Consider the following 13,924-nt stretch of genomic DNA (forward strand, 5'->3'; position numbering starts at 1 on the left):
CTCAGCTCCCCTCCGCACCGCGGGGAGCGGCGCTCCCCCGGAAGGTCAGCGCCACGTTGTGGCCGCCGAACCCGGCGGAGTTCTTCACCGCGACGAGCTGCTCACTGCCCAGCTTCAGCGCGCTGCCGTGCACCACGTCGATCGAGACGCCCTCGTCGGGCGTGTTGAAGTTGAGGGTCGGCGGCACCAGGCCGTGGTGCAGGGACAGGACCGTGGTGACGGCCTCGATGGCGCCGGCTGCGCCGAGGCTGTGACCCGTCATCGCCTTGGTCCCGGAGACCGCCGGTCCCTGCCCGGCAGCCCCGAACACGGCCTGGATCGCCCGCGCCTCCGCCGCGTCACCGGCCTGGCTGGCGGTGCCGTTGGCGTTGAAGTAGGCGACGTCCGCGGGGGTGACACCGGCGTCGGCGAGCGCGGCCCGGACCGCCCGGACGGTGCCCGCGCCGGTCGGGTCGGGCTGGACGACGTGGTAGGCGTCCGAGGTGATGCCGACACCGGCGAGTTCGGCGTAGACCCGCGCGCCGCGTTCCCGGGCATGCCGTTCGGACTCCAGGACGAGGATGCCGGCGCCCTCGCCGAGCACCATCCCGTCCCGCGCGGCGTCGAACGGGCGGGCCGCGCCGGCCGGGTCGTCGACGCGCTTGGACAGCGCCCGCATCGCCCCGAACGAGGCGAGGACCAGCGGGTGCAGCGGTGCCTCGGCGCCGCCCGCCACCACGACGTCCACGGTGCCGCGCCGGATCATGTCGGCGGCCGTCGCCAGCGCCTGGGTGCCGGACGAGCAGGCGTTGACGGTGGTGTTGACGCCGGCGCGGGCGTTCACCAGCATGCTGACGGCCGAGGCGGCGCCGTTGCCCATGGACATCGGCGCGGTCAGCGGCGGCACCCGGTTCCAGCCGCGCGAGCGCAGCGCGTCCCAGCCGTTGATGATCGCGGTCATGTCGCCGAGGGCGGCGGAGACGATCACGGCGACCCGGTCCGGCACCACCAGTGCGGTGTCGAGCCCGGAGTCGTGCCACGCCTCCTCCGCGGCGGTGACCGCGAGCTGGGCGGACCTGCTCAGGCGCCGGCGCTGCATCGGCTCCAGGCCGCTCCCCGGCTCGACCGCCACGGGCGCGCCGAGCTGCGGGGGCATGTCGTCCTGTTCCTGTGTCCAGGACTCCGGCCGGCTCTCGGCGTCGAGGCGGCGGACGCCGCTCCGGCCGCGCACCATCGCTTCCCAGGTGCCGGCGACGTCACCGCCGAGCGGGGTGATGGTGCCGAGACCGGTGACGACGACCTTCGTACGGCCGGTCCGGTCCGGTGCCGTGTCTCGTCCCGTGTGCTGTTCCGACATGGTCTGCCTCTCCCTTCCAGGAGGTCTGCGTGAGGTGGGGCGGGCCGTTCAGGAGCGGCTGCCGGCCTCCTGCCGGAGCTTCTCGGCGAGCTTGGCGGAGTCCTTCTTGACGGAGTTGACGAGCACCTTGCGCAGCAGGGACTTGGGCATGATCCCGAAGTAGTCCCCGGGCTCGACGTCGAACGTCCAGTCCACGGTGGTGCCGGCCGGTCCAGCGGAGTACGCGTAGGTGCCGTAGTACGTGAACGGGCCGTCCAGTACGTGGAACTTCGAGACGCGGCCGGGTTCGTAGCTGTCGATCTCGACGGTGAAGGTCATCCGCTTGCCGACCAGCGCGAAGGTGATCTCGTACCGGCAGCCCTCCCGGGCGGGTCCGTTCAGCAGCCGCGACTCCACGCAGGCCGCCTGCCACACGGGGTCCTGCTCGGGGTCGGAGACGAGCGCGAACGCCGTCTCGGGCGGCACCGGAAGGTCGAACGAGTACTCAGCTGTGATCATCGGAGGCTCCAAGGTGCGGGCTGATGGCCTGGGCGGCGACGGCGGCGTGCGGCGGGTACATCACCGAGTTGTGGTCCCCGGCGACGTCGACGACCCGCAGCGCGCCCTTGACCAGGGCGTCCCAGCCGAGCTGCGGCCCGTACCCGGCGGGCTCGTCGACCGCGCGCAGCAGCAGGTAGTCGAGGTCGTTCGGTTCGGGAAGGTAGGTCTGAAGGGCGATGCCGTTGGCGAGGTAGGCCTCGAAGTAGCGCAGGATCTGCGCCCGGTCGGCGTCCTCGGCCAGCACGCCGAGGGCGGCGGCCTCCCGCAGGATGTGGTCGAAGGCGGCCTCGCCGCCGAGTTCGCGCAGCAGCTCCGCCGGGATGTCGAGGGTCTTGCCGTAGGGCACGGCGAGGTCCCGCGCGAACCAGGAGAGGATCGTCGCGTCGTCGGAGGACTCCGGGATGTTCTCCTCGATCGGCGCCCGGCTGTCGATGCCGAAGAGCAGGTCGACCTGCTCGCCGGCGGCGCGCAGCTGTCCGGCCGCCTCGTAGGCGATCACCCCGCCGAAGCACCAGCCGCCGAGGGCGTACGGGCCGTGCGGCTGGATCTCCCTGATGTGCTCCAGGTAGCGGGCGGCCATGGCCTCCACGCTGATCTCGGCCTCGCCCTCGTTCTCGATGCCGGGCGCCTCCACCGCGAGCACCGCGCGGCCCTCGGGCAGGTGCCGGGTGAGTTCGACGTAGCAGAAGACGGTGCCGCCGAAGGGGTGGAACAGGAACAGCGGGCGCTGCCCGGGGCCGCCCTCCCGGAGGGTGACGATCGGTCCGCGGGGGGTGTCCTGGCCGCCGCGCCGGACGATGGTGGCGAGTTCGGCGACGGTGCCGTGGCGCAGCAGTTCGGAGATGGGTATGTCGACGTCCCACTCGTCGCGGATGGCCGCGCTGAGCCGGACGGCGAGCAGGGAGTGGCCGCCGACGTCGAAGAAGTCGTCGTGGACGCCGACCTCGGGGATGCCGAGGATCTCGGTCCACATCCGGGCCAGCGTGATCTCGGTGGCGTCGCGCGGCTTCTCGAAGACGGCGTCCGAGGTGACGGCGGGTTCCGGCAGCCGGTTGCGGTCGATCTTCTTGTTGGCGGTCAGCGGGAGTTCGTCCAGGACGACGACGATGGACGGCACCATGTACTGCGGCAGGGACACGGCCGCGGCCGCCCTGACGTCGGCCGGCTTCGGCTCGGCGCCGGGTTCGGGCACCAGGTAGCAGACGAGCCGGTCGTCGCGTACGACGACGACGGCCGTGGAGACCCCGTCGACGGCCTTGACGACGGTCTCCACCTCGGCGAGTTCGATGCGGTAGCCGCGGAGTTTGACCTGGTGGTCGAGGCGGCCGTGGTGCAGCAGCCGGCCGTCGGCGGTCCAGCGGGCCCGGTCGCCGGTGCGGTACAGGCGTTCGCCGGGAGCCGCGGGCAGGCCGGTGACGAACCGTTCCGCGGTCAGTTCCGGCCGGTCCCAGTAGCCGACGGCGAGGCCGTCGCCGCCGATCCACAGCTCGCCCGGGAACGTGGGCTCGACGGCGCGGCCCTGCGGGTCGAGGACGTGGAGCCGGGTGTTGGCGACGGGGGCGCCGATGTCGACGCCGGCGGCCGGGTCGACGGGGCCGGCGGAGGACCAGATGGTGGTCTCCGTCGGGCCGTAGACGTTGCGTACGCTCGCGGTCCCGGCGGTCAGGAACTCGGCGAGGTCCAGGGGCAGTTCCTCACCGCCGCAGAGCACGTTCAGGCGGGCGGCACCGGTCCAGCCGGCGTCCCGGAGCATGCGCCACGAGGTGGGGGTGGCCTGCATCCAGGTGACGCCGGAGTCCTCGATGCGGGCGGCGAGGGCGGCCCCGTCGGCGGCCGTCGCGCTGTCGCAGACGAGGACCCGGCCCCCGGCCACCAGCGGCATGAAGAGCTCGAGCCCGGCGATGTCGAAGGACACCGTGGTGACGGCGAGCAGACTGTCGGACGCCCCGAACCCGGTCTCCTCCCGCAGGGCGAGCAGCAGATTGACCAACGCCCGGTGCGGAATCGCCACCCCCTTGGGCCGCCCGGTGGAACCGGAGGTGTAGAGGATGTACGCCAGGTCCGGGCTGTCGGCCGGGACCTGGCGGCCCCCGGAGTCCGCGCCCCCGCCGCCGAGACCCGACTCCCCGGTGACCGGAGCGGCGGTGCCGGCGGTGAACGCCGGGACCGGGACGGTCGTGTCGGGCGGGTCCGTGCGGGCCGGTGGTGTCGTGCCCTCGGTTCCCGCCTCCAGGTCGTCGAGGTGGAGGGTCGGGAGGGAGGTGGGCCAGCTGGTTCGGAGGTGGGTCTGGGTGAGGAGGAGGCGGGCCCTGGAGTCGGTGGCCATGTAGGAGAGGCGTTCGGCGGGGAGCCCCGGGTCCAGCGGGACATAGGCCGCGTCCGCCTCCAGGACGCCCAGCAGGGCGGCCACCAGCGGTGCGCCGCGTTCCGCCAGCACCGCGACCCGGTCGCCGGCCGCGACACCCGCCGCACGCAGGGCCGCCGCCACCCGCTCGGTCTCGGCCAGCAGCCGGGCGTAGTCCCACTCCGTGCCGTCGGCGGCCACCGCGATCGCGTCGGGTGTCCGCCGGGCGCTGTCCCGGACGAGGTCCGGGAGCCGGGCGGCGGGCAGTTCGCGCTCCGGTCCCGTCCCCCACTCCGCGAGCCCGGCCAGTTGCCGGGCGTCCCCGCGGGCGAGGTCGCGCAGCGGCTCGTCCGGGCGGCCGACCAGCGTCTCCAGGGTGGTGACGAAGGTGGCGGCGATCTCACGGGCGGTGTCCGCCGTGTAGATGTCGGTGTTGTGGCGCAGCACACCGGCGTAGGCACCGGCGCGTTCGGCGCCCATCTCGATCCACAGGTCGGTCTGCCCCTCCTGCTGGGGCAGCGGGTACGGCCGCAGCGCCGCGCCCGCCACGGTGAGCCCGGCGTCCGGGCCGGGCTCCAGCAGGAAGAACTCGTCCATGTCGGTGAGGAACGGCAGTCGGTCCCAGGCGAACCCGGCCTGGTAGAGCGGGGTCCGGCTGGGGTCGCGCGGCGGCGCCAGCTCCCGTACCAGCCACGGGAAGGGCAGTTCCTGGGCCCGCGTCGCCTCCAGCACCCGGGCGCGCACCGAGCCGAGCAGCTGACGGTACGTCGACTCCTCGTCGACCTCGCCGCGGACGACGACGGTGTTGACGAAGTTGCCGATGGCGTCGCGCATCCTGCGCTGGAGCCGCCCCGAGGTGGGGGTGCCGACGAGGACGTCGGACTGGCCGCTGAGCCTGCTGAGCAGCACGAAGTAGGCGGCCAGCAGCACCATGTACGGCGTGGTCGCGGTGTCCCGCGCCAACTGCCTTACCGCCTCGGTCACTTCGGCGGGCACCGTGAACGGCGTCGAACCGCCGTCGTACGACGGGGCGGGCGGCCGGGGCCGGTCGCCGTACAGGTCGAGGCCGGGCGGCACGTCCGCGAGCCGCTCGGCCTCCCGGTCGAGCAGGGCGCGCGCCCGGTCGCTGCCGAGGAAGTCGTGCTGCTCCTCGGCGTACGCGGCGAAGGCGGTGCCGTCGAGGGCGAAGGGGCCGGTCTCGCCCGCCAGGCGGGAGCGGACCTCGGAGATCAGCAGGGCCAGCGACCAGAAGTCGGCCGCCGCGTGGTGGACGACCGCGGTGAACACCCAGGTGCGCTCGGCGGTGCGGTAGAGGTGCAGGCGCCACAGCGGCGGGCGGGACAGGTCGAACGGGACGCGGCTGTCGGTCCTGACCCGGGCCCGCAGCGTTGCGGGGTCCAGGTCGCGGGCGTCGGTGCCCCGGACGTCCACGGGCACGGAGTCGTGCACCCACTGGACCGGGCCGTCGGGTCCCGGCCGGAAGGCGATCCGCAGGGCGTCGTGCTCGCGCATCAGGTCGTCCAGGACCCGCCCGGCCCTGGAGGCGGCGTCGGACTCCGCGTCGACGGTGACCTCGGCCCCGAACACGATGTGGTACGCGGCGCAGCCGGGGTCGGCCTCGTGGATGAACCAGAGGCCGGCCTGCTGGGCGTTGAGGCGGGGCGGGGCGGTCGCCGGGGACCCGGTGGCGCCGGGTGCCGTGTCGTTCATCGCCGGCCGTCCGCGGCGGTCGGGACGGACTCGCCGGCCAGCAGTTTCCAGAGCGCCTCGGTCAGGGCGTCCACGGTGGGGTGGTCCCACAGCAGGTCCACCGGCGGGTCGGTGAGTCCGAGGGCGTCCTCGATCTCCATGCCGACGGCGAGCGCGGCCATGGAGTCCAGGCCGTACGAGGTGAAGGGCTGGTCGGTCGCGAGTTCCGCGGGTTCGAGACCGGCCTCGGTGGCCACCGCGCGGACGAGTACGTTCTTCACGTCGTCGATCGTCAGGTTCTTCGTGCTCATGGCTGGTCGAGACCTTCCGCTGGTCCGTCTTGTTCGGCTGGTTCGGCTGGTTCGTCTGGTCCGGCTGGTTCGTCTGGTCCGGCTGGTCCGGCTGGTCCGGCTGGTCCGGCTGGTCCGGTGTGGAGGACGGGTGGGGCGGTCACGCGACGGCGGGCCCGGTGTCCCCGCCCGCCTGGGGCGTGCCGGGGTCCGCGAGGCGCACGGTGCGCAGCGAGAAGAGCTCGTTGCCGTCCCGCTGCGCGGTCATCCGGTCGAGGAGCTGCCGGGCCGCGACGGGGTCGAGGTCGCCGGCGTCGTACCGGTGGATCTCCTCGCGGGCGAGGGCGGCCGCCAGCCAGGTGCCGTCGGCGAAGAACGCGTCGAGGTGGTCGCGGTTGTACAGCCAGATGCCGAGCGCGGCGACCTTGGCGTGCAGGGAGCACAGTTCCTCGGCGACCCGGATGAGCCGCGGTGAGGTGGTCTTGGCGGTCTCCGAGGGCTGCGGGGTGCGGGCCGCCGGTGACCGGCGGATCTCCCCGGCCCGTTCGTACAGCGCGTCGAGGTCCCGGCGCAGCTCTTCGGCGCTCTCCCGCAGCGCGGCGAGGCGGGACTCGGGGCAGCCGTCGGTGGCCGCGGTCCCGGCGAGCCGGGCGATCAGCGCGGGCAGGCTCGCGAAGGTGGCGTCCCGGCCGCGGCCGAAGACGCTCACCCGGGCCGGGTCGAAGGCGGGCAGCGGGGCCCGCAGGTCGTACAGGGTGCTCCAGTCCTCGTCCCGGGGCTGCGTGTGGGCCTTGGCCATGGCCAGCAACTGGAGAGCGATGCTGTCCAGGCAGACGGGCTCGCTGCCGTCGAAGACGGACACGACGGCGCCGTCCCGGAGCATCTTCTGGAACATCCCGGCGTGTTCGGGAGCCCGCATGAAGTACCGGGCCCCCAGCGCGCGGGCGAGCACCTTGGCGCTCGTGTCGACGAGCCGGGCCGCCTGCACCTTGGCGAGGTTGCCCCAGATGCTGAACTCCTCGGTGTACAGGTGGAGTCCGCGCATCGCCACGAGGCTCTCGCACTCGGCGACCAGCAGGCTGAGGTAGGCGCCCGCGAGGGATTCGGTGACGTACGGGATGTCGCCGGCGGGGCCGCCGTACAGCTGTCGGCCGGCGAGGAAGCCGCCGACCGTGCGGAGCATGGTGTCGCCGGTGCCGAGGGAGAGTCCGGTGCAGAAGGTGCGGGTGACCAGCAGGCCGCGCAGGGCGAGTTCGAGGCCCTCGCCCTCGGCGCCGAGCCGGGCGGAGGCGTCCACCCGGACGTGGTCGAAGGCGACCCCGCTGATGTCGCAGCCGCGCAGGCCGTAGGTGGGGACGCGGGGGACGCCGGCGACCGTGCCGGAGACGATCTGCTCCCGGTCGACGAGGAACAGGGACTGCTGCCGCTTGGCCGGGGTGTCCGCGTCGCCCGTGGTGCCGAGGACCACGACGTGGGTGGAGGTGCGGCCCCGGTTGATGGGCCACTTCTCGCCGGTGAGCACGTACTGGCCGGCGTCCGGGACGGCGGTGAACTCGTTGCCCGCCAGGTCGGCGCCGTGGCCGTTCTCCGAGTAGGCGAGGCAGGGCACCATGCCGCCGCGCAGCTGGGTGGCGGCGGTCTTCGCCCGCTGTTCGGCGTCCCCGGCGATCCAGGCGAGCATGGTCCACACCTGGGTGCTCTCACTGACCGCCACGTTCATGTCCCGGCGGGCGAGCACCCGGGTGAGCATCAGGATGTCCTCGGTGGTCCGCAGCTCGCCGCCCAGCGACTCGGGCACGAAATAGCGGCTGAATCCGAAGGCACGGACCTGGTCGATTCCGTCGGCCGGCAGCTCGTCCAGTTCGTCCAGTTCGAGGCCGCGCCGGAACGACACGGAATTGGTGGCCAGTTCCGGATCACCGAGCCACTTTTCGAATTCCTCAGCCAGCGCTGCGGATTCACCGGCCGCAGCAGTGGTCCTACGCATTCTTCTCCCCCAGGGATCGGCGCACCGAGGCGCCGTGAAAATGTCGGCGCGGAATTCCACGCGGACATCACGATGAAACCGGGCAGCCCGAGCGGGGCAGCCGGTACCGAAAAGCGACAGGGCGACGCAAGGGTCTCAGCGCACGTCTGTGAACAGGCATGACGAAGGGACACGGACGCACGGGTGCGCCGCACCGAAGACAGCCCGAAGGGCCGGTGATTTATGGATCCGGGACGCTAGGCGGGCCCGAAACGACAACCGTTCATGTTTCCCCCGTTGAATTCGAAACGATCTGTCGGTGAAGGTTCATCTTTTCAACCGACCCCCATGTCGGCTGACGATCCCTCATCCGAGCGCTATGTTCTGGACAGTAACAGAGAATCAACCCCGAGCCATGTGACGCGCATCACATCGCCTGCGCGACCGTTGCCCAGGGCGCCAATAGAGGTTAAGGACGATTAAATTCCGCAAGAGACCGGCGAATTCCGGATCCCTCATGCACACCCCTCACACGCCCCACCGACGCGCCCCCCTCGGCCCTCCGCTCCCGCCGCCCGGCCCCACCACCGGCGGCCCGCGGGATTCCACAGCCGTCGACGGACCGGGCCGTGGACTCCGGGCGCGGACACTCCCACAACCAGCCACCGACCACCCCGAGCCCCACCGCCGCCCACACCGAAACCCGCCACCCGCCACCATCCGCCCCACCGGACCCCCCGGTCACCCACGAACCGGCCCGGCCCACCCACGAGACCCGCCCTGCCCACCCCTGGCCACCCACGAGACCCGGCGCTGTCGTCTTGCCCGAAGCGTTGGTATCTTCGATCGTGGAGAATCAAACGGTTGGAGGGAGCACGCGCATGGCGCCCAGCGGGAACGCCGAGCCGGCCGGGGAACGGCTGTCACCCCGGAAGGACTTCCTCATCGCCGAACGCCCCGGCTACCTGTTGCACAAGGCCGGGCTCGTGCTGGTCGAGGACGTCGAGAAGGCGCTGGCCACGCTCGGCATGCGGATGCGGTACTTCTTCGTGCTGGCCGCACTGGCCGGCGGACCCGAACTCTCCCAACAGGACCTCAGCCGGCTGCTCAACCTCGATCCGACCACGGTCGTGACGGTGATCGACGAGATGGAGCGCAACCAGCATGTCGAGCGCCGACGCAACCCCGCCGACCGCAGGCGCTACAACCTGATCCTCACCGACTCCGGCCGTGAGGCCCTGGCGGCGGCCGACAAGGTGGTCACCGAGACCGAGTCGGCGTTCTTCAGCTGTCTGCCCGAGGGCGAGCGCGACCTGCTGCGGGACATGCTCGGCACCATGCTGGCGGGCCGCTGGCCCGCGTCCGTCTGCACCGACTGACCCGACTCCGGTTCCCTTCGCGGGGGCGGCGCTCGACCCACCGGCCGAGCACCGCCCCCGCTTCCGTGCGCCCGCTCCCGGACGGACCGGATTCCGACCGGATCACCGACCGGATCACCGACCGGATCACCGACCGGATCACCGACCGTAGAGCTGTCCGATCACTGGAGTCATTGACCACCAGCATTCCAATCATCTAGATTTCCATCATCTACGGATCCTGTTGATTGGAGCCCTTGGCATGTCCGCAGAACGCGCACCGTCGCCCACGAGGTGGTGGACACTCGGGATCGTCGCGTTGGGCTCGTTCATGCTGATGCTGGATCTGAGCGTGGTGTCCATCGCGCTCCCACAGATCCACAAGTCACTGAACAGCAGCTTCTCCGACCTCCAGTGGGTGTTCGACGCCTACGCCCTCACCCTTGCGATCTTCCTGGTGGCGGCGGGTTCGATCGCCGACCGCGTGGGCCGCAAGAAGGTGTTCCAGGTGGGCTTCGCCATCTTCACCGTGGCCTCGCTGGCCTGCGGTCTGGCCGGTGACGCCACCCTGCTGAGCAGCTTCCGCGCCGTCCAGGGCGTCGGCGCCGCGATCATGTTCGCCGTCGGACCCGCGCTGCTCAGCGCCGAGTTCCACGGCAAGGAGCGCGCCACGGCGTTCACCGCCTTCGGTGCCGCGGTCGGCCTCGCGGTCGCCGCCGGCCCGCTCATCGGCGGGTCGCTGATCAACGCGCTGTCCTGGCGCTGGATCTTCTACATCAACGTGCCGGTCGGCGTCGCCGCGCTGCTCGTCGGTGCCGTGAAGGTCGGCGAATCGCTCAACAAACGGGCCCATCCCACCGACTGGGCCGGCCTGACCACCTTCAGCATCGCGCTCGGCGCCCTGGTCTTCGCGACCATCCGGGCCCCCGAGGAGGGCTGGACGAGCGCCCAGACCCTGACGCTCTACGCGGTCAGCGCGGTGTTCCTGGCCGTCTTCGTGCTGATCGAGCGCCGGCTCGGCGAGCGCGCCATGATCGACCCCGCGTTCTTCCGCAGCCCGACCTTCGTCGGCATCTCGCTCGTCGCGATGATCGGCAACGCCGGCGCGCTGCCCTCGGTGTTCTTCGAGACCAGCTACCTGGAGAACGTGCTGGGCAACGACGCGTGGGGCGCGGGCCTGCGGTTCCTGCCGCTGACCGGCGCGATGTTCGTGGCGGGCGCGCTCGGCGGCGGACTGATCGGCAAGGTCCCCTTCCGGATCCTGCTGGGCGGCTCCACCGCGGTCATGGGCGTGGGGCTGCTGCTCCTCACCCTGACGCACGCCGACTCGTCCTGGACCGTGCTGATCCCGAGCATGGTGGTCGCCGGTTTCGGCATGGGCGCCTTCAACCCGGCCCGCGCGGCGCTGGCCATCGGGGTGGCCGAGCCGGCCAAGTCCGGTGTGGCCTCCGGCATCAACGAGACCTTCCAGCAGGTGGGCATCGCGGTCGGCATCGCCGGGGTGGGCGCGTTCTTCCAGAACCGGGTGACGGACGAGTTCACCTCGTCCGCGGTCGGCAGGCAGCTGGGGCACGACACCGCCGAGCAGGCCGCCCACGGCATCAGCGCGGGTTCCTTCGGCGCGGTCGCCCAGGGTGCGGGCGCGCTCCAGGACCAGGTGCTGGCGGCCGGCCGGGACGCGTTCATGTCGGCCTTCCACAGCGCGATGACCCTGTGCGCGATCCTCGGTTTCACCGCCGCGTTCATCGGGTTCGCCCTGATCCGCACGCAGGACCTGCACGCCAGCGCGCTCTCGACGATCCCGCCGGACGTCGACGAGGAGGGCGAGCTGCGTCCCGACGACGTCGCGGTGGGCGCGGCCGGCTGACCGCTCTCGGCCGCACCCGCGCACGTGCCGTCCCGGTGGGCTGTTCCCCACGCCACCGGGGCGGCCGTCGCCGTCACAACAGGGCCTTCACCTGTGCCGCGGTCAACGGCTGCTGGAACACCTGCACTTGCCTGATCGAGCCGGGGAACCAGTCGGACGGGGCGGCACCGGCCGTGGCACGGCCGATCACCAGCGGGCCGTCGGCGGCGACCGGGTCGCCGTCGTCGATGCCGGCCTCCTGGACGCCGTCGACGTACAGGAGGAGCTGGTTGCGCCGGCCCTCGTAGACGCCGACCAGATGGGTCCAGACGTCCGGCTCGGGCACGGTGAACGACAGGGCGCGCAGGTCGGGGCGGGCGAAGGCCCAGCGGTTCTCGGCGGCCGAGTACTGGAGGTAGAAGCCGCTGACGTCACCGGCGTCCTGGCTGACGGCGGTGGCGAAGAACGCCGGCAGTCTGCTGAGCGACACCCACGCCGAGACGGTGAAGCCGTGGCCCCTGCCGGTGCGGAGCACCGGGCCCGCGGTCATGATCTGACTGGTGCCGCCGTCGAACAGCGCGGCCCCGTCCTTGCCCCGCCCCCAGCCGACCGCGGTGGCCGTGCCGTCGTACCGGCCGGTGTCGTCGGCGGCGACGGTGCCCGAGGTCTCCTCCAGCGGCCAGGCGTCGACCGGCGAGGGCACGGAGACCGAACGGCCGGGACGTGGCGGGGACTTCTTGCTCCCGCCCCGGTTCACGAGGTGCGCGACCGGCACGGCCGCCAGCGCGGCGACGGCGAGGGCTCCCCCGGAGAACAGCAGGGTACGACGGCTCGTGCCCGGCTTCTGCTGGTACGACACCGGGTGCCGGGCGGGGTCGAGCCGGGTGGCCGGGTGGGCGGCGGCTCCCCGGGGGACCGCGGGCGTGACTTCGTCCTGGGGGACCGGATGCGTGACTTCGTCCCAGGGGACCGGATGCGCGACTTCGTCCCAGGGGACGGGATGCGCGACTTCGTCCCGGGGGTCCGGATGCGTGACTTCGTCCCGGGGGTCCGCGGGCGGGCGTTCGTGGTCGGCCCCTGTGTCCGCGGCGGGTCTCGCGAGGAGGGCCGTGGTGTCGGGCGCCGGCCCGACACGGGTCAGGATCTCGCGCGGGAACGGCCGTCGCGCCGGGTCCTTCACCAGGCAGGCGGCGACGAGTTCGGCGAGCGCCGGGTCGGTGACGGCGCTGATGTCGGGGTCGTCGTGCACGACCCGGTAGAGCAGCGCCGGAGTGGGCCCGTCACCGAACGGGTTGCCGCCCGTCGCCGCGTACGCGAGCACCGCGCCCAGCGAGAACACGTCGCTCGCGCCGGTCACCTCGCCGCCCGCGACCTGTTCCGGCGACATGAACCCGGGCGAGCCGACCATCAGCCCGGCCCGGGTGATCGTCGCCGACTCGACACTGCGGGCGATCCCGAAGTCGATGACCCGTGGCCCGTCCTCGGCGAGCAGCACGTTCGACGGCTTGAGGTCGCGGTGGACCAGCCCGGCCGCGTGGATGGAGGTGAGCGCCTCGGCCAGCCCGGCGGCGAGCGCGAGCACCTCGGCGGCGGGCAGCGGCCCCCGCTCGGTCACCGCCTGCTGCAACGAGGGCCCCGCGATGTAGCTGGTCACCAGCCACGGCAGCGGGGCGTCCGGGTCGGCGTCCACGACGGGGGCGGTGAAGGCACCGCTGACCTTGCGCGCGGCCGCCACCTCGCGGCGGAACCGACTCCGGAACTCGGGTTGGCCCGCGACCAGTTCGGCGTGCACGACCTTCACGGCGACGGCCCGCCCGCCCGGTGACCGCCCCAGGAAGACCCGGCCCATCCCGCCGGCGCCGAGCCGCCTCAGCAACTGGTACTCGCCGACGGAGCGGGGGTCGCCCGGCTCCAGAGCTGCCACGATCCCTCCCACGCCGACCCGCTCCCCCTGAGACCCGGTCAGCATAGGACCGCCGGGAGCGGCGGTCGGCCGATTCCGGTCCGTGCGGGGCAAGTTGCCCTCGGGTCTGCCCTTGGGGACCTGCGGTGGGCGAGCGCGGGTCCGCCGCGGTTCGGCCGAGGACCGGGGCGCGGCCCAGGGTCTGTCCGACGGTTCGCGAGGCAGACGGGAACTGTCAGACAGGCCCTAGCAGGGGCCGGGGCCGTCGGGCAGGTGGTCCTTCGCCCACTGGCCGAGTTCCCTGAGGGAGGGCTCCAGGGCGGCGCCCGCCGGGGTGAGGCGGTAGGCGACGCGCAGCGGGGGGCCCTCGTCGACCTCGCGCAGTACGAGTCCGGCGGCACCGAGTTCGGCGAGGCGGTCGGAGAGCATGCGTTCGCTGATGCCGGGGATGGCGCGGCGCAGGCTGGCGAAGTGGGTGGGCTGATCCATCAGGACCGACAGGATCGGGCCGTTCCAGCGCTTGCCGAGCACCTGGAAGACGCGCGTGATGCCGACGTCCACGCCTTTGCACTGTTCCGGGTCATGGGCCTGCTCCACCGCCATGGGATCAGGGTACAGCCCCACCACGAGGTGGGGCTGAAAAAAAGTAAGT

General features: G+C 72.5%; 9 protein-coding genes. 2 read left to right on the plus strand and 7 right to left on the minus strand.

Features of this window, described 5'->3' with window-relative positions; translation table 11 throughout:
- Nucleotide 1 precedes the first annotated feature (1 nt).
- The 5 genes from AAW13_RS08180 to AAW13_RS08200 form a co-directional block, all read right to left on the minus strand.
- On the minus strand, nucleotides 2-1,336 hold the full coding sequence (locus AAW13_RS08180) for a beta-ketoacyl-[acyl-carrier-protein] synthase family protein (RefSeq protein WP_046726502.1): 1,335 nt from the start codon (nucleotides 1,334-1,336) through the stop codon (nucleotides 2-4).
- Between the two features lie 48 nt (nucleotides 1,337-1,384).
- A complete protein-coding gene (locus AAW13_RS08185; protein WP_046726503.1) occupies nucleotides 1,385-1,834 on the minus strand; it encodes an SRPBCC family protein in 450 nt (149 codons plus the stop codon).
- Entirely contained in the window at nucleotides 1,821-5,930 is a 4,110-nt protein-coding gene (locus AAW13_RS08190; protein WP_046726504.1) for a non-ribosomal peptide synthetase, read from the minus strand. Before AAW13_RS08190 ends, AAW13_RS08185 begins: the two co-directional genes overlap by 14 nt.
- Entirely contained in the window at nucleotides 5,927-6,220 is a 294-nt protein-coding gene (locus AAW13_RS08195) for an acyl carrier protein (RefSeq protein ID WP_046726505.1), read from the minus strand. The genes AAW13_RS08190 and AAW13_RS08195 overlap by 4 nt, the downstream gene beginning before the upstream one ends.
- Nucleotides 6,221-6,359: 139 nt before the next feature.
- Complete coding sequence (locus AAW13_RS08200) at nucleotides 6,360-8,186, minus strand: acyl-CoA dehydrogenase family protein (RefSeq protein WP_046726506.1); 1,827 nt, start codon at nucleotides 8,184-8,186, stop codon at nucleotides 6,360-6,362.
- Nucleotides 8,187-9,046: 860 nt separating this feature from the next.
- Between AAW13_RS08200 and AAW13_RS08205 the strand changes: the two genes are divergently transcribed.
- On the plus strand, nucleotides 9,047-9,544 hold the full coding sequence (locus AAW13_RS08205; RefSeq protein WP_046726507.1) for a MarR family winged helix-turn-helix transcriptional regulator: 498 nt from the start codon (nucleotides 9,047-9,049) through the stop codon (nucleotides 9,542-9,544).
- A 241-nt stretch (nucleotides 9,545-9,785) separates the two neighbouring features.
- Nucleotides 9,786-11,390, plus strand: a complete 1,605-nt coding sequence (locus tag AAW13_RS08210; protein ID WP_046726508.1) for an MFS transporter — start codon at nucleotides 9,786-9,788, stop codon at nucleotides 11,388-11,390.
- Nucleotides 11,391-11,463: 73 nt separating this feature from the next.
- On the opposite strand, the gene AAW13_RS08215 is transcribed toward AAW13_RS08210, so the two are convergent.
- Nucleotides 11,464-13,338 carry a protein kinase domain-containing protein gene (locus AAW13_RS08215; RefSeq protein ID WP_167391691.1) on the minus strand — a complete coding sequence of 625 codons (1,875 nt, stop codon included), beginning with the start codon at nucleotides 13,336-13,338 and terminating at the stop codon, nucleotides 11,464-11,466.
- A gap of 180 nt (nucleotides 13,339-13,518) precedes the next feature.
- Nucleotides 13,519-13,875: a winged helix-turn-helix transcriptional regulator gene (locus AAW13_RS08220; protein WP_046726509.1), complete on the minus strand. Its 357-nt coding sequence runs from the start codon at nucleotides 13,873-13,875 to the stop codon at nucleotides 13,519-13,521.
- Nucleotides 13,876-13,924 lie beyond the last annotated feature (49 nt).

The organism is Streptomyces humi (assembly GCF_001005085.2).
In the GTDB taxonomy this organism is placed as follows: domain Bacteria; phylum Actinomycetota; class Actinomycetes; order Streptomycetales; family Streptomycetaceae; genus Streptomyces; species Streptomyces humi.